The sequence below is a fragment of the Comamonas antarctica genome (assembly GCF_013363755.1).
Lineage (GTDB): Bacteria > Pseudomonadota > Gammaproteobacteria > Burkholderiales > Burkholderiaceae_C > Comamonas > Comamonas antarctica.
Map to the genome: position 1 here is coordinate 461,348 of NZ_CP054840.1, position 18,999 is coordinate 480,346.

17 protein-coding genes and 1 other RNA gene are annotated in these 18,999 nt (G+C 67.1%); 11 read left to right on the forward strand and 7 right to left on the reverse strand.

Annotated features, from left to right (window positions below; translation table 11 throughout):
* Nucleotides 1-44: 44 nt before the first annotated feature.
* Together HUK68_RS02170 and HUK68_RS02175 are read right to left on the reverse strand one after the other, a co-directional pair.
* Nucleotides 45-608: a VUT family protein gene (locus tag HUK68_RS02170; RefSeq protein WP_175502731.1), complete on the reverse strand. Its 564-nt coding sequence runs from the start codon at nt 606-608 to the stop codon at nt 45-47.
* Between the two features lie 5 nt (nt 609-613).
* Nucleotides 614-2,383, reverse strand: coding sequence for an NAD(P)/FAD-dependent oxidoreductase (locus HUK68_RS02175; RefSeq protein WP_175502732.1), 1,770 nt, complete (start codon nt 2,381-2,383; stop codon nt 614-616).
* Between the two features lie 251 nt (nt 2,384-2,634).
* On the opposite strand from HUK68_RS02175, the gene HUK68_RS02180 reads away from it, so the two are divergent.
* A complete protein-coding gene (locus HUK68_RS02180; protein WP_175502733.1) occupies nt 2,635-2,847 on the forward strand; it encodes a hypothetical protein in 213 nt (70 codons plus the stop codon).
* Nucleotides 2,848-2,869: 22 nt separating this feature from the next.
* Here HUK68_RS02180 and HUK68_RS02185 read toward each other — a convergent pair whose 3' ends face one another.
* Nucleotides 2,870-4,711 carry an ABC transporter ATP-binding protein gene (locus HUK68_RS02185; protein ID WP_175502734.1) on the reverse strand — a complete coding sequence of 614 codons (1,842 nt, stop codon included), beginning with the start codon at nt 4,709-4,711 and terminating at the stop codon, nt 2,870-2,872.
* 155 nt (nt 4,712-4,866) lie between these two features.
* Nucleotides 4,867-5,784, reverse strand: coding sequence for a cysteine synthase A (cysK, locus tag HUK68_RS02190; RefSeq protein ID WP_175502735.1), 918 nt, complete (start codon nt 5,782-5,784; stop codon nt 4,867-4,869).
* A 132-nt stretch (nt 5,785-5,916) separates the two neighbouring features.
* Between cysK and rnpB the strand changes: the two genes are divergently transcribed.
* Nucleotides 5,917-6,247: RNase P RNA component class A (gene rnpB / locus HUK68_RS02195), an RNA gene on the forward strand.
* 212 nt (nt 6,248-6,459) lie between these two features.
* Here rnpB and HUK68_RS02200 read toward each other — a convergent pair.
* Genes HUK68_RS02200 through HUK68_RS02210 form a run of 3 tightly spaced genes read right to left on the reverse strand, consistent with a single transcriptional unit; the run spans nt 6,460 to nt 9,265 of the window.
* Nucleotides 6,460-7,203, reverse strand: coding sequence for an RNA pseudouridine synthase (locus HUK68_RS02200; protein ID WP_175502736.1), 744 nt, complete (start codon nt 7,201-7,203; stop codon nt 6,460-6,462).
* Nucleotides 7,190-8,860, reverse strand: a complete 1,671-nt coding sequence (locus tag HUK68_RS02205) for an MBL fold metallo-hydrolase (protein ID WP_175502737.1) — start codon at nt 8,858-8,860, stop codon at nt 7,190-7,192. Before HUK68_RS02205 ends, HUK68_RS02200 begins: the two co-directional genes overlap by 14 nt.
* Before the next feature lie 15 nt (nt 8,861-8,875).
* Complete coding sequence (locus tag HUK68_RS02210; protein ID WP_175502738.1) at nt 8,876-9,265, reverse strand: DoxX family protein; 390 nt, start codon at nt 9,263-9,265, stop codon at nt 8,876-8,878.
* Nucleotides 9,266-9,593: 328 nt separating this feature from the next.
* Here HUK68_RS02210 and HUK68_RS02215 point away from each other — a divergent pair, with 328 nt between their 5' ends.
* From HUK68_RS02215 to hslU, 9 genes are all read left to right on the forward strand, one after another.
* Nucleotides 9,594-10,181, forward strand: a complete 588-nt coding sequence (locus HUK68_RS02215) for a BPSL1445 family SYLF domain-containing lipoprotein (RefSeq protein ID WP_175502739.1) — start codon at nt 9,594-9,596, stop codon at nt 10,179-10,181.
* Between the two features lie 126 nt (nt 10,182-10,307).
* Nucleotides 10,308-11,177, forward strand: a complete 870-nt coding sequence (dapF, locus tag HUK68_RS02220) for a diaminopimelate epimerase (protein WP_175502740.1) — start codon at nt 10,308-10,310, stop codon at nt 11,175-11,177.
* Complete coding sequence (locus tag HUK68_RS02225; RefSeq protein ID WP_175502741.1) at nt 11,174-11,899, forward strand: DUF484 family protein; 726 nt, start codon at nt 11,174-11,176, stop codon at nt 11,897-11,899. Before dapF ends, HUK68_RS02225 begins: the two co-directional genes overlap by 4 nt.
* A 3-nt stretch (nt 11,900-11,902) precedes the next feature.
* The gene (locus HUK68_RS02230; protein WP_175502742.1) at nt 11,903-12,874 is read left to right on the forward strand and encodes a tyrosine recombinase XerC; all 972 of its coding nucleotides are present in this window, start codon (nt 11,903-11,905) and stop codon (nt 12,872-12,874) included.
* 136 nt (nt 12,875-13,010) lie between these two features.
* Complete coding sequence (locus HUK68_RS02235; protein ID WP_175502743.1) at nt 13,011-14,117, forward strand: CobW family GTP-binding protein; 1,107 nt, start codon at nt 13,011-13,013, stop codon at nt 14,115-14,117.
* Between the two features lie 266 nt (nt 14,118-14,383).
* Nucleotides 14,384-15,154: an RNA polymerase-binding protein DksA gene (gene dksA, locus HUK68_RS02240; RefSeq protein ID WP_244146231.1), complete on the forward strand. Its 771-nt coding sequence runs from the start codon at nt 14,384-14,386 to the stop codon at nt 15,152-15,154.
* 49 nt (nt 15,155-15,203) lie between these two features.
* Complete coding sequence (locus HUK68_RS02245) at nt 15,204-16,976, forward strand: STAS domain-containing protein (protein WP_175502744.1); 1,773 nt, start codon at nt 15,204-15,206, stop codon at nt 16,974-16,976.
* Nucleotides 16,977-17,038: 62 nt separating this feature from the next.
* Nucleotides 17,039-17,584, forward strand: coding sequence for an ATP-dependent protease subunit HslV (gene hslV / locus HUK68_RS02250; protein ID WP_175502745.1), 546 nt, complete (start codon nt 17,039-17,041; stop codon nt 17,582-17,584).
* A gap of 58 nt (nt 17,585-17,642) precedes the next feature.
* Nucleotides 17,643-18,959: an ATP-dependent protease ATPase subunit HslU gene (gene hslU / locus HUK68_RS02255; protein ID WP_175502746.1), complete on the forward strand. Its 1,317-nt coding sequence runs from the start codon at nt 17,643-17,645 to the stop codon at nt 18,957-18,959.
* Nucleotides 18,960-18,999 lie beyond the last annotated feature (40 nt).

Consider the following 18,999-nt stretch of genomic DNA (forward strand, 5'->3'; position numbering starts at 1 on the left):
CTACACCCTTGAGGTGGCTCAGGGTGAGCGGCTAACGGCCCGCTTCAGGACGAACGGGGAGACTGGCGCAGACTGGCGCGGCGTCCGATCCACAGGCGGAACGGCAGCAGCAGCGAGACGCCCATGGCCAGTTTCACGCCCAGATCGCCAATCGCCCAGGTGATCCAGGGCAGGTCTTCACCCGCAAAGCCGATGCTCCAGAACAGCGCCGTGTCGAGCACCGCGGCCAGCAGCGTGGCAATCAGCGGGGCGCGCCACCAGCGGCCCTGGCGCAGGCGGTCGAACACCTGGATGTCGAGCAGCTGCGAGCACAGGAAGGCCGCGCCCGATGCCACGGCAATGCGCAGCGGTGCCAGCACCAGCGAGGCCGCGACGGCCACCGCAAAGCCGACCCAGGCAATGCGCCGCGCATGGCCCGGGCCGTGCGCGCGGTTGGCGAGTTCGCTGACCAGGAAGGCAAACGGGTAGGTGATCGCGCCCCAGGTGAGCCAGTCGTTGATGGGAAACTGGACCAGGATGTTGGATGCCAGCACCACGGCGGCCATGGCCAGCGTGGCCTGCACCAGCGCGCGCCGCGTGGGCGCGGTGAAAGCAATTGCCTGTGCCATGGTGGTCAGCGGCGGTTGGCGGGTACGGGCAGGCCCAGGATCTGCCTTGCCACGGCCTCGGCCACGCGGATGCCATCGACGCCCGCCGACAGGATGCCGCCGGCGTAGCTTGCGCCTTCGCCGGCCGGATAAAGGCCGCGCGTGTTGAGGCTTTGCAGGCTGTCGTCGCGGCCGATCTTGAGCGGCGACGAGGTGCGGGTTTCCACGCCGGTGAGCAGCGCATCGGGCATGTCGTAGCCGCGGATCTTCTTGCCGAAAGCCGGCAGGGCTTCGCGCATGGCTTCGATGGCATAGGCCGGCAGCGCGGCCTGCAGATCGATCAGGTGCACGCCGGGCTTGTACGAAGGCTCGACCTCGCCCAGCGCCGTCGAGGGCTGTCCGGCGAGAAAATCCTCGACGCGCTGGGCCGGCGCGTTGTAGTTGCTGCCGCCCAGCACATAGGCGCGCGACTCGAGCTGGCGCTGGAACACGATGCCCGACAGCGGGTGGAACTCGCCGTCGGCAAGATGCTCGACGCCATAGGTCTCGCCGCCAAAGGCCGCGGCAAAGGCTTCGGGCGTGCGCGGATAGTCCACCGGGTCGATGGCCACGACCATGCCGGCGTTGGCATTGCGCTCGTTGCGCGAATACTGGCTCATGCCGTTGGTCACCACGCGCTCGGGCTCGCTGGTGGCGGCCACGACGGTGCCGCCGGGGCACATGCAGAAGCTGTAGACCGCGCGTCCGTTGGCCGCATGGTGCACCAGCTTGTAGTCGGCCGCGCCCAGCAGCGGATGGCCCGCATGGCGGCCCCAGCGCGCGCGGTCGATGATGCTTTGCGGGTGTTCGATGCGCACGCCGATGGAAAACGGCTTGGCTTCCATGCTCACGCCGCGCTGGTAGAGCCGGGCAAAGGTATCGCGTGCGCTGTGGCCCAGCGCAATGACCACCTGCTCGGCCGCGAGCTCGGAGCAGGTGTCGGTGGCCAGGTCGCGCACCACCAGGCCGCGCACGCGGCGCATGCCCTCGCCCTCGGCATCGTCGAGCAGCACGTCTTCGACGCGCTGGCCGAAGCGCACTTCGCCGCCCAGCGCGATGATCTGGGCGCGGATGTTCTCGACCACCTTGACCAGCTTGAAGGTGCCGATATGCGGGTGCGCCGCGTAGAGGATCTCGGGCGGCGCGCCGGCGTCGACGAATTCCTGCATGACCTTGCGGCCCAGGAAACGCGGGTCCTTGATCTGGCTGTAGAGCTTGCCGTCGGAGAAGGTGCCGGCGCCGCCTTCGCCGAACTGCACGTTGGATTCGGGCGTGAGCTCGCGCTTGCGCCACAGGCCCCAGGTGTCCTGCGTGCGTTCGCGCACGTTCTTGCCGCGTTCGAGCACGATGGGCTTGAAGCCCATTTGCGCGAGCGCCAGCGCGGCAAAGATGCCGCAGGGGCCGAAGCCCACGACCACCGGGCGCTGCGCGAGCCCGGCCGGCGCCTGGCCCACGGGTTGCCAGGCCATGTCGGGCGTGGCATTCACATGCGGATGGTTCTCGAAGCGCGCCAGCAGTGCGGCTTCCTGCGCTGGATCGGCAAGCCCGATGTCGACGATATAGACCGCCTGCAGGTCGGCCTTGCGCGCGTCGAAGCTGCGCTTGAAGACCTGCAGCGTGCCCAGCTCGGCGGGCGCGAGCCCCAGCAGCTGGGCGGCGAGCGTGCGCAGCCGGGCCTCGGGGTGGAATTCGGTGTGGTTCTCGGGATCGAAGGTGATCGCCGACAGCGGGAGTTTGAGTTCTGCGATACGGATCATGGCTCGGGTCTATCAAGCAAGGCGGCGATGGTAAGGCAAATGCCGCCGCGCAGATGCGCGCCGCTGCGGCGACCTTGAATGCCGATCGGATTAAGCACTGTGTGCGGCCTGTTTCAGAAAAATTACGTTCCCGAAGCAAATAACGACTTTGTGTCTCAAACTTACCTTGATTGCCGCGCTGTCCTCGCCGGCAGCGTCCGCCAGCGCGCATCCTTTGGCCACGGGTTAACCCGAAACTCTGAAAGGTCTGTATGAAGCGCAATTCCTCCGCCCTGGCCGCGGCCTGTGTCGTAGCCGTTCTCTCGCTGTCCGGCTGCGCCGGCGGCAAATCCTGGATGCCCTGGAGCAACACGCCCACCGATGGCGCGGCGGTGCAGCAGGGCAGCGGCACGCAGGGCTACAGCAGCCATGCCGGCAGCCGTGTCGATCCCTACAAACCGCTGGAAGTGCACGAGCCGCGTTGAGCCGCCGCCGGGGCGGCGCGTTTCAAAGCGGACCGTCGAGCGGTTCGCCCAGGAAACCGCCGCTCTGGTGCGCCCACAGGCGCGCGTAGACGCCGCCGAGCTGCAGCAGCTGCTGGTGCGAGCCTTCCTCGACGATGCGTCCCTTGTCCATGACGATCAGCCGGTCCATGGCGGCAATGGTCGACAGCCGGTGCGCAATGGCAATCACGGTCTTGCCTTCCATGACCTTGTAGAGGCTTTGCTGGATCGCGGCTTCGACTTCGGAGTCCAGCGCGCTGGTGGCTTCGTCCAGCAGCAGCAGCGGGGCATCCTTGAGCATGACGCGCGCGATGGCCACGCGCTGGCGCTGGCCGCCCGAGAGCTTCACGCCGCGCTCGCCGACCTGGGCGTCGAGCCCATGGTTGCCATGGCGGTCGTTGAGCTGGGCAATGAAGTCGCTGGCCTCGGCGCGCGCAATCGCGGCCTGCAGGTCGGCTTCGCTGGCATCGGGCCGGCCATAGAGGATGTTGTCGCGCATCGAGCGGTGCAGCAGCGAGGTGTCTTGCGTGACCATGCCGATCGCCTGGCGCAGGCTGTCCTGCGTGACCTGGGAGATGTCCTGGCCGTCGATCAGGATGCGGCCCGAGCGCAGGTCGTGAAAGCGCAGCAGCAGGTTGACCAGCGTCGACTTGCCCGCGCCGGAGCGGCCGATCAGGCCGATGCGCTCGCCCGGGCGGATGCTCAGGTTCAGATGCTCCATCACGGCCTTGCCGTCGCGGTAGCCGAACGACACATCCTCGAACACCACTTCGCCGCGCGTCACGTGCAGCGGCTTGGCCTGCGGTGCATCGAGCACCGCGGGCGGGTGGGTCAGGGTGTTGATGCCGTCCTGGATCGTGCCCACGCTCTCGAACAGGCTGGTCATCTCCCACATCACCCAATGCGCATGGCCCGAGATGCGCAGCGCCATGGCCGTGACGGCCGCGACCGCGCCCGCGCCGACCTGGCCTTGCGCCCACAGCCACAGCGCCAGGCCGCTGCTGCCCAGGATCAGCAGCACGACCAGCGTGTGGTTGACGATCTCGAACTGGCTCACCAGCCGCATCTGCGCATTGCCGGTGAGGCGGAAGGCCTCCATGGCCGAGCGCGCGAATTCGGCTTCGCGGCGCGTATGCGCGAACAGCTTGACGGTGGCGATGTTGGTATAGGCGTCGGTGATGCGCCCGGTCATCTGCGAGCGCGCATCGGCCTGGGCCTTGCCCACCGCGCCCAGCCGCGGCACGAAGTAGCAGCAGGCCGCGATGTAGGCCGCGGTCCAGAGCACCAGCGGCACCAGCAGCCAGGTGTCGAAGCTGGCGGCCAGCACCATCATGGTGATCAGATAGACCGTCATGCCGACCACGATATCGGTGGTCGTGAAGATCATGTCGCGCACGGCCAGCGCGGTCTGCATGATCTTGGTCGTGATGCGGCCCGCGAATTCATCGGCATAGAACGCCATGCTCTGGCCGAGCATCAGCCGGTGGAAGTTCCAGCGCAGCCGCAGCGGGAAGTTGATGGCCAGCACCTGGTGCTTGACCATGGTCTGCAGCGCGACCACGCCAATGCTCAGCAGCATGACGCTGGCCAGCGCGATCAGCGGGCCGCGGTAGTCGGTGAGCAGTTGCGCCGGCTCGACCCGCGTCAGCCAATCGATCACATGCCCCATGACGGAAAACAGCCAGGCTTCATAGGCTGCCGTCAAGCCGGCGAGCAGCGCCATCGACAGCACATAGCCGCGCAGGCCCTGGGTGCAGGCCCAGACGAACGCCAGGAAACCGCGCGGCAGCGGCGCCGGTTCGCTGGCGGGGTAGGGGGGGATGCGTTTTTCAAAAAATCCAAACAAGATCAGCCCTTCGTAGACCACCTGATCTTAGGCCGAGGGACGGCATCGTGGCGCGCTAGCCGGCTATTCCCTGCGCTGCCCAGGTGTTGGTCAACAGGACATAAAAAAAAGACACTGCCGCAAAGGCAGTGTCTTCATTGGGGAGCTTGTCCGGATCAGGTGGGAAGGAAACCGTCCACCGACAGGTAGCGTTCGCCGGTGTCGTAGGAGAAGCCCAGCACCTTGGCACCCACGGGCAGCTCGGGCAGCTTCTGGGCAATGGCGGCCAGCGTCGCGCCCGACGAGATGCCGACCAGCAGGCCTTCCTCGCGTGCGGCGCGGCGCGCATATTCGCGCGCGGGCTCGGCCTCGACCTGGATCACGCCGTCCAGCAGGCTGGTGTCGAGGTTCTTCGGGATGAAGCCCGCGCCAATGCCCTGGATGGGATGCGGCGCGGGCGCGCCGCCCGAGATGACGGGCGAGGCCGCGGGTTCGACGGCATACACCTTGAGCTGCGGGAACTTGGCCTTGAGCTGGCGCGCCACGCCCGTGAGGTGGCCGCCGGTGCCGACGCCGGTGATCAGCACATCGATGCCGTCCGGGAAGTCGGCGAGGATCTCCTGCGCCGTCGTGCGCTCGTGCACCTCGACGTTGGCCGGGTTCTCGAACTGCTGGGGAATCCAGGCGCCGGGCGTCTGCGCGGCCAGTTCCTCGGCGCGCGCGATCGCGCCCTTCATGCCCTTCTCCTTGGGCGTCAGGTCGAACGTTGCGCCATAGGCCAGCATCAGGCGGCGGCGTTCGACGGACATGCTGTCGGGCATGACCAGGATCAGCTTGTAGCCCTTGACGGCTGCCACCAGCGCCAGGCCGACACCGGTGTTGCCGCTGGTCGGCTCGATGATCGTGCCGCCGGGTTGCAGCCGGCCGGACTTCTCGGCGTCTTCGATCATCGCCAGCGCGATGCGGTCCTTGATCGAGCCGCCGGGATTGCTGCGCTCGGACTTGATCCACACCTGGGCCGTGGCGCCAAACAGGCGGCCCATGCGCACATGGGGGGTGTTTCCGATGGTTTGCAGAATGCTGTCGACTTTCATGGAAGCTCCTTGGCGATTGCGGGGTTGATCTGACATTCTGGCGCAGTTGATCTGCGATCTGGCGCATATTCTTATGCGCTGGAGGCAGGATGCGCGCGCGGGGCATTGCGGCTGGGCGATAATCCGCCGCGTGAAGTCCACCAGACCGCCGCTGGTGCTGGCGCCGAAAGGCCGCACTGGAGGAACGTCCGGACTGCATAGGGCAGCGTAGCAGCTAACGGCTGTCCACCGCGAGGTGAGGATCAGAGCAACAGAGACGAGCCGCTTGAGTGCGGGTGAAACGGGCAATCTCTACGCGCAGCAATACCAAGTAGGCACACGTTGACGGGGCCCCCGGAGTGTGCGGGTAGGTAGCATCGAGCTGGTTGGGCGACCACCAGCCAAGAGTAATGGCGGTCACGCCGCCGATTCTCGCAAGGGAATCGGCGGTGCACAGAATCCGGCTTATCGGTGGGCTTCACACTTTTCATGCAAAAAGCGCCTGGTGGTTTGCCAGGCGCTTTTTTTTCGAGGGCAGGCCGTTCATGGTTCGACGGGCCCGCCGAGGGGAGCTCACCACGAACGGTTCGAACGGGTTCTGAGCGCAGGACAAACGAAAAAACCGTTCGTGGTGAGCCTGTCGAACCATGAACGTCCTGCCCTGTCGAAGGAGACATCGAACGTCGCGTCGACCCTTCAGAATTTTTCCCAGGGCAGCAGATAACGCCACTGCCCTTCGGGCAGCTTGGCCATCGAGACGCGGCCGATGCGCAGGCGGCGCATGCTCACCACCTGCAAGCCCACCTGCTCGCACATGGCGTCGATCTTGTCGGGCCAGAAGCCCTTGATCGCAAACCGCAGGTGGTTTTCGTTCTGCCAGCTGACCTTGGCCGGCGGCAGCGGCTGGCGGTCGGCGATCAGGCCGTGGCACAGGCGCTGCAGGCCGCCTTCCACGATCTGGCCTTTGACGCCGACGACGATTTCCTGCTCGAGCGCATAGGCGTCTTCCTCGAGCTTGCGCGCAATGCGGGGGTCCTGGGTGTAGATGACCAGGCCGCTGGCGGGAACGGGAATCGGCAGGAAGGCCAGCTGGTCGGCAAAGTGGCGCTCGAGCACGCGCACCGGCGCGGGTGCGTCGTATTCGGCGAGGTTCTTTTCGGTCAGCAGGCCGTGCGCGCTGGGCACGCGGCCATAGGGCTGGCCCTGGGTGTAGCCGGCGGGCTTGTGCAGCAGCAGCGTCACGGGCGGGATCGCCTCGGCCTTGGCGCCAGGCGCCAGACGGATCTGCTGGCCGGGGCCGACATGCGTGCCGGGAACCAGCGCCACCTTGCCGTCGACCTGCACATGGCCGGCTTCGATATACAGCTCGGCTTCGCGGCGCGAGCAATCTTGTTGTTCCGCCAGTCGCTTGGACAGGCGGACGGATTCAGTTTGAGACATGCCGCAAGCCTAAGGCACGAATGCGTTCCACATGGGCCAGTAGGGATCTTTCGGCGACGGGCCAGAGCGCGGGCGGCGCGTCGTCGTAGGCCAGGCGCACCCAATCCTGCGGCGTGCCGTCGGGCGCGGCCTGCATGGCGCGCAGCACCTTGGCCTCGCGCGCCAGCCGGTGGCTGTGCAGCCGCGCAATCACGCGGCGCGCATTGCCCAGCACATGGCCATGCGCGGGCAGGATGAAGTCGACGCCATGCTGCGCGCAGAGCGCATCGAGCTTGTCCAGCGATTGCAGGTAGTCGGCCATGTTGCCGTCGGGCGGGTCGATCACCGTGGTGCTGCCATTGAGGATATGGTCGCCGCTGAACAGCAGCGCGTCTTCCTCCAGCAGAAAGCAGACATGGTTGGCCGCATGGCCGGGCGTGAACACCGCCTGCAGGCTGTGGCTCACCGCGCCCTCGGCGCTGGTGCCGCTGAGCACCAGGCGTTCGCCATCCGCCAGTGGACGGTCCGGCGAGAAGCGGCTTGCCGGGCGTGCCGTCGGCGCCGAGGGCAATCCGCGGATGACTGGCGGCGGGCGCCCGCCTTGCGCCAGCAGCGCCTGCAGCAGCGCGGCACCCGGCGAGTGGTCGGCATGCGAGTGGGTGCAGACGATGTGCCGGATGTCGCCGCCCGCGGCCTCGAACAGCCGCTGCACATGCGCGGGATCATTCGGGCCGGGATCGATGGCGATGAAACCGGTCGCGGCCTCGCCCACCAGGTAGCTGTTGGTGCCGGGCCCGGTCATCACTCCCGCGTTGGGCGCCGTGAGCCGCAGCACATTGCGCCGCAGCGCCACGGGCTGCTCGCTTTGCCAGTCCAGCGGGTGGAAGATCTGCCCGTCGGGGCTGACCATCTCCAGTTCGCCATAGGCCGATTCGTCCTCCATGTGGCGCCGCTCCTGGCCGCCGATCAGGCCGGTGCGCGGGCAGCAGTCCCAAAGCACTTCCTCGTGCGCGAGCGCGGCGAACAGCGCGTCGGTGGACTCGAAGCGCGCGAGCTTTTCCAGCGTCTTGATGGTCGGAAAGATGATCAGGAAACCGCCCTGCGCATGGCGCTCGAGCGCGTCGGCCGGCGTGATCCACTGCGGCTCGAACTGCTCGCTCTCGTCGGCCACCGGGGTCTGGCCCGCGGGCATGCGCGCGACCATGAATTGCGTGGCGAAGCGCTTGGGCATGTTGCGGTCGCCGGTCCAGTGCGCAAGGGCATGCAGTTCGTCGGCGGCGAGCGTCAGGCCGCGCGCCACGCATTGCGCGGCAAACGGCGCGCAGCGGTCGAGCGCCGCGATGTCCTCGGCATCGGCCATGCGGCCGTCGGCCCGGCGCGCCAGCAGCACGCCCAGCTCCTCGAAGCTTTCGCGGATCGCAGCGATCGCCTGCGTCAGGTGCGCATCGCTTTGCGTCGGGCGGCGCGCGGCGGCGGCGTGCGAGCGCGCGTCGAGTTCATCGATGCCGCCGCCCGGAAACACATAGGCGCCGGGCAGGAAGCTGGCCGTGGGCGAACGGCGCGTCATCAGCACCTCGATGCCGCCGCCGCTCTTGTCGCGCAGCAGCAGGACGGTGGCCGCGGGCCGGGGGGCAACGGGGGGGCGCTGGACGCGCAGGAGCTGGCTCGGACGGTTCATGGCGGGGACGGCGGCTTACTTGCCCTTGGAATAGCCGAGGGCGATGACCAGCGCGGTGATGAGGAAGAATGCCTGCAGTTCGAGAGCCCAGCCGCCCGAGTTGCCGATCGACAGGAACTGCCCGGTATGCACCAGCAGCAGCGCCACCAGCATGTTGCCGACGACGATCAATGCCGCGGGCACCACCCACACGCCGATCAGCAGCAATACCGGCGCGACCACCTCGCCCAGATAGACGCCGTATGCCAGCCAGGTCGGCAGGCCATGGCTGGCCACCATCTTCTCGATGCCGCCGATGCCGTGCGTGATCTTGGCCCAGCCATGGAACAGCAGCAGCAGTGCCAGCGTGATGCGCAGCAGCGCCATTGCGGCGCGGGGATGGTGCAGGTGGGACCAGAAATTCATGGGTTTCCTCTCGCAATGAAAAATCGGATGGCGGCCCTGATGGGGGGCGCCGCCAAGGTCAATGGATGCTTTGTGCCACAAGATGCGGCGCCTGGCTGTTGCTTGCGCGCCAATGTCGCGCCAGCGTTGCGAGCAAGCCAATCGCCTGGGGCTTTGCAGGACTGCTTCCCGTGTTCCTGTAGGCCTGGAGGCCAAGCTGCATTTGCAATGATACAAATGCCTGGAACGCCTCTAGGATCGCATCAGGCCAACCATCCATCGGCCAGAAAAAACGCCTGCAACGCCGGTGGCGCAAGCGGGCACCAATCAACAACTGGAGGAAATTTTCATGATGACCCAATCCGTTCGCTCCCTGCTGATCGCTGCATCTGTCGCCGTGGGCGGCGTGGCCATGGTCGGTTGCACCACAACCTCTCCCTCCGACGTTCAGACTGCGCCGCGCGCCACGAGCAGCTCGATGGACGCGCAAGTCGACGCCACGCTGGCGCGCCTGTACTCCACCGTTCCCGGCTCGCGTGAGCTGGTGGCGCGCTCCAAGGCCGTGCTGGTGTTCCCCACCGTCATCGGCGGCAGCTTCGTGCTCGGCGCCGAGCACGGCCGCGGGGCGCTGCGCTCGGGTTCGCGCACGCTGGGCTACTACAGCACCACCGCGGCCTCGATCGGCTGGCAGGCCGGCGGCCAGTCCAAGGCGGTCATCTATGTGTTCAACACCCAGGAGGCACTGGACAAGTTCGTGAACGGCAACGGCTGGTCGGCCGGCGTCGACGCCACCGTGGCCGTGGGCCGCGTCGGTGCCAATGGCACGATCGACACCACGACCGCCCAGCAGCCCGTGTCGAGCTGGGTGATGACCAATGCCGGCCTGGAAGCCGGTGCCTCGCTGCAGGGCGCGCGCATCCACAAGATCAACCTGTAATGCCTGCCGGGCGGCTCTCGCGCTGCCCGCTGGTTTGCCTTCAAGGGCGTGTCCGTCGCAGTGGCGGGCACGCCCTTGTCATTGCGGTCATGGCATCGGCGCGCGACTGGCGGATAATTGCCGACCATGCAAATCCGCTTCACCAAGATGCAGGGCGCGGGCAACGACTTTGTCGTGCTCGATGAAACCCGGGGCCTGCTGGGCCTGTCGCCTGCCCAGTACCGTTTCCTGGCCGACCGCCACTTCGGCGTCGGCGCCGACCAGATCCTCAGCGTCCGGCCCGCGCCGGAGGCCGGCATCGATTTCGAATACGCGATCCACAACGCCGATGGCGGCGAGGTGGAGCAGTGCGGCAATGGCGCGCGCTGCTTTGCGCGCTATGTGCACGACCGCGGCCTGACCGACAAGAGCGTGATCCGCGTCAAGACGCTTTCCGGCGTGATCGCGCCCGAACTCGTGGCCGATGGCCGGGTGCGCGTCGACATGGGCCGGCCCGAGCTGCGGCCCGCGCAGGTACCGTTCGATGCCGCGGGCCTCGCGCCGCGCAGCGAGGGCGCGGCGCAGCTGTGGCCGCTGCTCCTGGACGATGCATCGACGCAGTGGGTGATGCCGGTATCGATGGGCAATCCCCATGCCGTGCTCTGGGTCGACGACGCGGATACCGCGCCCGTTGCCGTGCTGGGCCCGCAGATCGAGCGCCATCCGCGCTTTCCCCAGCGCGTCAACGCCGGCTTCCTGCAGCGCCTGAGCCGCAGCGAAGTGCGGCTGCGCGTGTTCGAGCGCGGCGCGGGCGAGACGCTGGCCTGCGGCACGGGCGCCTGCGCGGCCGTCGTGGCCGGCATCCGCCAGGGCCTGCTCGATACGCAGGTGCAGGTGCATACGCGCGGCGGCCTGCTGGGCATTGCCTGGTCCGGAAACGACGCCGACAGCGTCTTCATGACCGGCCCTGCGACCTTTGTTTTTGACGGACAGATTGAAATTCCCGAAGCACCATGAACGACAGCACGAGCCTCGACCACGCATTGGCTACCAGCGAAGACAGCATTGCCGCCTACCTGACCAAGTCCCCGGACTTCTTTGAACGCCATGCCGAAGTGCTGACCGGCGTGCGCCTCACCAGCGTCCACGGCCACCGCGCGGTGAGCCTGCAGGAGCGCCAGGCCGAGATGCTGCGCGACAAGATCAAGGGCCTGGAGCAGCGCATCATGGAGATGATGCGCAACAGCAGCGAGAACGCGGCCATCGCGCAGAAGATCCACCGCTGGAGCTGCGACCTCGCGGCCGTGGTCGAGGCGCGCGACCTGCCGCATGCGATCACCGAGGGCCTGCGCCAGGTGTTTGACGTGCCCGAGGCCGCGATCCGGGTCTGGGATGTGGCGGCGCCGTTTTCGGGCTCGCTGTTCACCATGGGCGTGAGCAGCGATGTGAAGGCCTTTGCCTCCTCGCTGACGCTGCCGTTCTGCGGCCCCAACCTGGGATTCGAGCCCGTGGGCTGGCTCTCGCGCGCCGATTCCGTGCAGTCGCTGGCCTTGCTGCCGCTGCGCACGGGCCCGGTGGGCGCGGCGTCGCCCGCGTTCGGCATGCTGGTGCTGGGATCGCCCGATCCGCTGCGCTTCGATGCGACCATGGGCACCGAATTCCTGATGCGCATTGCCGAGCAGGCGAGTGCCGCGCTGGTGCGCATGCGCCCGGCCGCGCGCACGCTCAGCGCGGTCTGAGCCATGGAGTCCGCAGCGTCCGAGCCTTGCGCCCCGGCGCTGCCCGCCCCGGCGCTGGCCTATCTCGAACATGTGCGCGTCGAAAAGCGCCTGGCGCCGCGCACGCACACGCTCTATACGCTGGACCTGCAGAAGCTGGCCGGTTTTGCGCAGGCCGCCCAGGTCGAACTGCTGGCGCTGCAGCCCGCGCACATCCGGCGCTTCGCCGCGCAGATGCACGGCGCCGGGCGCAGCGCGCGCGGCATTGCCTTGATCCTCTCGGGCTGGCGCGGCTTCTTCCAGTGGGCCGCGCGCCAGGGCCTGGTGCCAATGAATCCCGTCGAGGGCGTGCGTGCCCCGCGCGCGCCCAAGCCGCTGCCCAAGGCGCTGGGTGTGGAGGATGCCTTGCAGTTGGTCAATCATGTGAATGCCGAAGCCGATCCATGGCTAGAAGCGCGCGATGCGGCGATGGCTGAACTGCTCTACGGCAGCGGCCTGCGGGTTGCGGAGCTGGTCGGCCTCGATGTCGCCCCCGGGCCTGATACCGAGCGCCTGGCGCGCGGCTGGATCGATCTGGCGGCCGGCGAGGCCCATGTGCTGGGCAAGGGCAGCAAGCGGCGCATCGTGCCCGTGGGAAACGCTGCCGTGCAGGCGTTGCATTCCTGGCTGGCGATACGCGCGCACCCCATTGCAGCCGGTGCGCTCGAGCCGGCGCTGTTCATCGGCCGGCGCGGCGCGCGGCTCACGGCGCAGTCGGTCTGGGTGCGCCTGCGCGCACGCGCGCGCCAGGCGGGCCTCACGACCTCGGTGCATCCGCATGTGCTGCGCCATTCGTTTGCCAGCCACCTGCTGCAGTCCAGCGGCGACCTGCGCGCGGTGCAGGAGCTGCTGGGGCATGCCAGCATCGCCACCACGCAGATCTATACCCGCCTGGACTTCCAGCATCTGGCCCAGGCGTACGAGAACGCCCATCCGCGCGCAAGACGCAAGCGTTGAGCAGGCCGCTGGCGGCCGCCCCTTGAATCCGCCGCTAGACTCCCCATATGACCCGTTTCAGGCAGGGCCTGCGGCCTGCTGGCCATGCAGGCGCCTGTGTCCGGCGCACCTCGAGCATCCACTTCTAGGCGATTCCATGTCTCTCATTCCTGTCACCATCCTCACCGGCTTCCTGGGCTCGGGCAAGACCACACTGCTCAAGCGCGTGCTCAGCGAATCCCATGGCCAGAAGATTGCCGTCATTGAAAACGAGTTCGGTGAGGAAAACATCGACTCCGACATCCTCAAGACGGAGTCCAAGGAGCAGATCGTGCAGATGAGCAACGGCTGCATCTGCTGCACCATCCGCGAGGACCTGCGCGAGACGCTGCAGCAACTGGCCGCCAAGCGCCGCAGGGGCGAGGTGGTGTTCGACCGCGTGATCATTGAAACCACGGGCGTGGCCGATCCCGGCCCGGTGGCACAGACCTTCTTCATGGATGACGAGGTGGCCGAGTCCTATCTGATCGACTCCATCATCACCCTGGTCGACGCCAAGCATGCCGACCAGCAGCTGGACACGCGCCAGGAAGCGCGCCGCCAGGTGGGCTTTGCCGACCAGATCTTCCTGTCCAAGACCGACCTGGTCAGCGACGAGGCGCAGCAGGCCTTGATCCACCGCCTCAAGCACATGAACCCGCGCGCGCCGATCCAGGCCGTGCATTTCGGCGATGTGTCGCTGAACCAGGTGCTGGACCTGCGTGGCTTCAATCTCAATGCCAAGCTCGACATCGACCCCGAGTTCCTCAAGGAAGACGACGGCCATTCCCATGGCCATGGGCACGACCACGGCCATGACCATGAAGATTGCGACCATGACCACGGCCATTGCGAACATGACGCGCATGCGGGCCACGACCACGCGCCCGGCGAGGCCTGCAACCACCCGCACCACCATCACCACGATGACGATGTGAAAAGCTTCGTCTACCGTGCGGACCGCGCATTCGATCCGGCCAAGCTGGAGGACTTCCTGGGTGCCATCGTCAACATCTACGGTCCGAAGATGCTGCGCTACAAGGGCGTGCTGAACATGCAGGGCACGGAGCGCAAGGTGATCTTCCAGGGCGTTCACCAGCTGATGGGCAGCGATCTCGGCCCGGCCTGGGACGAGAATGAAAAGCGCCAGAGCAAGATGGTGTTCATCGGCATCGACCTGCCGCAGGACATCTTCCGGTCCGGCTTGGACCAGTGCCAGGTCTGAAGCTTGCGCAAACGGTAGGACGGAGGCGATAGTCGAGGTCGGATTTCGGCTGGGGCTGATGGCGTTGTAGGGAAATGCGCGCATTTGTGGCGACTTGAGTGCAAATGAACGCGTTAGGTGAATAACCCGAATGTGGGGGAAACACAACGCTGTGTTGGCACCCGCTGGTGATCGATACAATCGCGCCCCTAAAGAGAACCCGGAAGGCAAGACCCACTGGGCTTGCTCCCCAGCCAGGGGCCGGTCGCACCGAGAGGAGACAGGAAGTGAATGCCGAGACCCGCAAAGTGAAAGCAGTTGCCAAGCCCGCCGCCAAGAAGGTGGCTGCCAAGGTGGCTGCCAAGACCGCTACACAGGCTGCGAAGATGCCTGTGCCTCCTGCTGCGGTCCATCCCGCGCCTCCTCCTCTGGCGCCGGCCGCCGCCGCTGGTGCCGGCCTGGTGCGCAGCACCCGGCCTTCCGCCCGCCTGGCCCAATTGACCGTTCCCTCCATGGCCCCGGCGGCGGCCTTCGATGCCGCCAAAGCCAGTTACATCAACACCATGCCCACAACCATGCAAGCAACTTCGATGACTGCTGCAAAGAAAGATCCTCAATTGGCCAACAACTGGAAGACCAAACCCGCGGAAGAGCTGCTTGATGCCGAAGTGCTCGCCATGCCCGAAGAAGAGTACATGAACGACAAGCAGATGGCGTTTTTCCGCCACAAGCTGGTTCTGCTCAAACAGGACATGCACAACAACGCCGGCGAGACTGCAGAGAATCTGCGTGAGGACACGGTGGTCGTGCCCGATCCCGCCGACCGTGCCACGATCGAAGAAGAGCATGCGCTGGAACTGCGCACGCGCGACCGCGAACGCAAGCTGCTCAAGAAGATCGAGCAATCGATCGCGCGCATCGACGCCGGCGACTACGGCTACTGCGACGAGACCGGCGAGCCCATCGGCGTCGGCCGCCTGCTGGCCCGCCCGACGGCCACGCTGTCGCTCGAAGCCCAGCAACGCCGCGAACTCAAGCAAAAAATGTTTGGCGATTAAGGGGAATTCCACCTCGCACCACAGGCCACTTGCGCTACGCTGACCGTCCATGAGTACGGATGACAGCAAGCCCGGTGGCCTTTTTTCCAAGGTGGTGCGCTTTGTGCGCCACCCCACGCTGCATTGGTCCGAGCTGGATGCGCAGGCCGATGACCCGCTGGGCCAGGCCGACCGCGAGGTGCTGCGCCAGACACTCGAGCGCAAGCGCCGCAATGATTTCGTGCGCCAGCGCGAATTCGAGCAGCTGCGCCGGCTGCGCCAGAAAGAGGCCGCCGCCAGTGAAACGCCGGGTGACGCCTCGAGCCAGCCCGCAAGCCTGCAAAGCAGCCAGACCCCATCCGACGCGCGTGCGGTCACGCTGAAGAAGATCGACGCCATCGAGGAGCAGATGTCGCAGCAGTGGTGGCGCAACAAGCAGCCGGCCGATGCCTCGACGCTGCCGATGTACCTGCTGTCGTCCTTTCCCCAACCCGATTCCGTGCATGTGGCGGGCGCAACTGCCGCTGCGGCGTCCGAAGCCAGCGCGACGCCGGGATTTGCCGTCACTGCGCCGCTGGACTGGGATGTCGGCGCCGCCGCCGCGCCGGAGCCTCCCCTGGCGCAAGCGGTCCCGGCGCCTGAGCCTCCAACCTTTGCGACCACCATCCCGCTTGATCCGCCGGCCTGGAGCGCGCCGGCACAGCCTTGGCCCGTGGCCAGCGGCCCCTTCGTGCACGACCCCGATTTCGAGGCGGCCGCCATCGCGTTTGCCAATGGCGCCGCCACGGGCGCCGAAGCCATGCTGCTGGATTTGCTGTTGCAGCGCACCGCGCAGCCCGAAGCCCAGATGCCGGTGTGGCACGCCCTGTTCGACCTGTACCGCGCCGCCGGCATGGGTGCGCGCTTCGAGGATCTGGCCATCGACTATGCCGCGCGCTTCGGGCGTTCGGCGCCGCTGTGGTTTGCGCTGTCGCCCCAGCACGCCTGGACCATTCCCGGCGCCGCTGTATCGAGCGCCGCCGCTGCGCCGGGCGCCGCTGCGCCGGGCGCCGCTGCGCCGGGCGCCGGTGCGCCGGACATCGGCATGCGCTGGGAAGACGCGCCTGCGCTGGATCTGCAGGCGCCACCCTTGCGCTGGACCGCGCCTGCAGTGCTGACGCGTGCGTCGGTGGCCGCGCTGGAGCAGGCCAAGGCCGCTGCGCCCGCGCCCTGGACGCTGTTCTGGGGCGGGCTGGAGTGCATCGAGGCCGATGCCGTGGCCGCGCTCGAGCAAGTATTCACCGAATGGGCGCAGACGCCGGGCCCGCTGTTTTTCCTCGACGCGCCGGTGCTGGCCCAGTGCCTGCAGGCGCTCACGGTGTCCGGCGACCGCGCGGTGCCCGAGGACGGCTGGCGGCTGCGCATGGCGGCGCTGCGTCTGATGGATCAGCCCGACAGCTTCGAGCTGGTGGCACTCGACTATTGCGTCACCTACGAGGTGTCGCCGCCCTCGTGGGCGCCGCCGCGCAGCAACTACCGCGACGCGCTGGTCGACGATGCTGCCGAGGCACCCGGGACGGCGCAGGCGCCGGGCGCCGGCCTGGCCGGCTGCATCGACGGCGATGCCACGCCCGCGCTGGCTGCCCTCGAGGCGCAGGTGCTGCCGGGGCAAGTGCTGGTGGTCGACTGCGCCGAGCTGCTGCGGCTGGATTTTGCGGCCGCGGGTTCGGTGCTCAACTGGGCGGCGCGCCTGCAGTCCGAAGGCGTGGCGCTGCGCTTCGAGCGCCTGCACCAGCTGGTGGCCGTGTTTCTTGCCATGGTCGGCGTCGGCGAGCACGCGCAACTGGTGCCGCGCCGCGATTGAGCCGCTGGCGCCGGCGCAAGGGCTGCTTGCAATGCCGGCGTCCGCCCCCACATGCCAACGCTATGGAACAGTATCACGGCACCACCATTCTCAGCGTCCGCCGCCAGACGGCGGACGGCATTCAGGTCGCCATCGGCGGCGACGGCCAGGTCACCCTGGGCAACATCGTGGTCAAGGGCACGGCGCGCAAGGTGCGCCGCCTCTACCACGGCACGGTGCTAGCGGGTTTTGCCGGCGCCACGGCCGATGCCTTCACGCTGTTCGAGCGTTTCGAGGCCAAGCTGGAAAAGCACCAGGGCCACCTGACGCGCGCGGCCATCGAGCTCACCAAGGACTGGCGCACCGACCGCGTGCTGCGCCGCCTCGAGGCCATGCTGGCCGTGGCCGACAAGAGCGCCTCGCTGATCATCACCGGCAATGGCGACGTGCTCGAACCCGAGCAGGGCATCGTGGCCATCGGTTCAGGCGGCGCCTATGCGCATTCCGCGGCCAAGGCGCTGCTGGCCAACACCGAGCTGGGCGCGGCCGAGATCGTCAAGAAGTCGCTGGAAATCGCGGGCGAGCTGTGCATCTACACCAACATGCACCACACCATCGAGACTCTTTGACCCGCCGGCCCCTCTTGTTGCCGGCCTGCCGCGTGGCAGGCCCATTGGATTGAAAAACATGTCTTCCATGACCCCTCAGGAAATCGTTTCCGAACTCGACCACCACATCGTCGGCCAGCAGGGCGCCAAGCGCGCCGTGGCCATTGCGCTGCGCAACCGCTGGCGCCGCCAGCAGGTCGAAGGCAGCCTGCGCCAGGAAATCACGCCGAAGAACATCCTGATGATCGGCCCGACCGGTGTCGGCAAGACCGAGATCGCGCGCCGGCTGGCGCGGCTGGCCGATGCGCCGTTCATCAAGGTCGAAGCGACCAAGTTCACCGAGGTCGGCTATGTCGGCAAGGACGTGGATTCGATCATCCGCGACCTGGCCGAGATCGCTGTCAAGCAGACGCGCGAAGCCGATGTGCGCAAGCTGCGCATGCGCGCCGAGGATGCTGCCGAGGACCGCATCCTCGACGTGCTGCTGCCGCAGGCGCGCACGGCCGATGCGCCCACCGACAGCACGGCCCGCCAGGTGTTCCGCAAGAAGCTGCGCGAAGGCCAGCTCGACGACAAGGAAATCGAGATCGAACTCGCGGATGCGCGCCCCCAGCTCGAGATCATGGGCCCGCAGGGCATGGAGGAAATGGCCGAGCAGCTGCGCGGCATGTTCAGCCAGATGGGCCAGGAGCGCCGGCGCACGCGCAAGCTCAAGATCGCCGAGGCATTCAAGCTGCTGATCGACGAGGAGGCGGGCAAGCTGGTCAACGAGGAGGACATCAAGACCCGCGCGATCGCCAATGCCGAGCAGAACGGCATCGTTTTCATCGACGAGATCGACAAGGTCGCGACGCGCCAGGAAAGCAGCGGCGCCGATGTCTCGCGCCAGGGCGTGCAGCGCGACCTGCTGCCGCTGGTCGAAGGCACGACCGTGTCGACCAAATACGGCATGGTCAAGACCGACCACATGCTGTTCATCGCCTCTGGCGCATTCCACCTGTCCAAACCCAGCGACCTGATTCCCGAGCTGCAGGGGCGTTTTCCCATCCGCGTGGAGCTGGAATCGCTGTCGGTGCAGGATTTCGAGGCCATCCTGACGCAGACCCATGCGTCGCTGGTCAAGCAGTACCAGGCGCTGCTGGCCACCGAAGGCGTGACGCTCGAATTCACGCCCGACGGCATCACGCGGCTTGCGCATACCGCGTTTCAGGTCAACGAGCGTACCGAGAACATTGGCGCGCGCCGCTTGTCCACGGTCATGGAGCGCTTGCTCGATGACATCAGCTTTGACGCCGCGCGCCTTTCGGGCCAGGCCATCAGCATCGATGCCGCCTATGTCGATGCCCGGCTCCAGACCCTGAGCCAGGACGAGGATCTTTCACGTTTCATTTTGTGACATTTGCCGGTGTAAATACTGGAATGTAGGTAACCCTTGT

Coding starts and splice junctions, on each gene's coding strand:
- hslU (WP_175502746.1), top strand. CDS start 17,643: ATGTCTTCCATGACCCCTCAGGAAATCGTTTCCGAACTCGACCACCAC.
- HUK68_RS02170 (WP_175502731.1), bottom strand. CDS start 608: ATGGCACAGGCAATTGCTTTCACCGCGCCCACGCGGCGCGCGCTGGTG.
- dapF (WP_175502740.1), top strand. CDS start 10,308: ATGCAAATCCGCTTCACCAAGATGCAGGGCGCGGGCAACGACTTTGTC.
- HUK68_RS02225 (WP_175502741.1), top strand. CDS start 11,174: ATGAACGACAGCACGAGCCTCGACCACGCATTGGCTACCAGCGAAGAC.
- cysK (WP_175502735.1), bottom strand. CDS start 5,784: ATGAAAGTCGACAGCATTCTGCAAACCATCGGAAACACCCCCCATGTG.
- HUK68_RS02180 (WP_175502733.1), top strand. CDS start 2,635: ATGAAGCGCAATTCCTCCGCCCTGGCCGCGGCCTGTGTCGTAGCCGTT.
- HUK68_RS02215 (WP_175502739.1), top strand. CDS start 9,594: ATGATGACCCAATCCGTTCGCTCCCTGCTGATCGCTGCATCTGTCGCC.
- HUK68_RS02230 (WP_175502742.1), top strand. CDS start 11,903: ATGGAGTCCGCAGCGTCCGAGCCTTGCGCCCCGGCGCTGCCCGCCCCG.
- HUK68_RS02245 (WP_175502744.1), top strand. CDS start 15,204: ATGAGTACGGATGACAGCAAGCCCGGTGGCCTTTTTTCCAAGGTGGTG.
- hslV (WP_175502745.1), top strand. CDS start 17,039: ATGGAACAGTATCACGGCACCACCATTCTCAGCGTCCGCCGCCAGACG.
- HUK68_RS02200 (WP_175502736.1), bottom strand. CDS start 7,203: ATGTCTCAAACTGAATCCGTCCGCCTGTCCAAGCGACTGGCGGAACAA.
- HUK68_RS02235 (WP_175502743.1), top strand. CDS start 13,011: ATGTCTCTCATTCCTGTCACCATCCTCACCGGCTTCCTGGGCTCGGGC.
- HUK68_RS02175 (WP_175502732.1), bottom strand. CDS start 2,383: ATGATCCGTATCGCAGAACTCAAACTCCCGCTGTCGGCGATCACCTTC.
- HUK68_RS02205 (WP_175502737.1), bottom strand. CDS start 8,860: ATGAACCGTCCGAGCCAGCTCCTGCGCGTCCAGCGCCCCCCCGTTGCC.
- HUK68_RS02210 (WP_175502738.1), bottom strand. CDS start 9,265: ATGAATTTCTGGTCCCACCTGCACCATCCCCGCGCCGCAATGGCGCTG.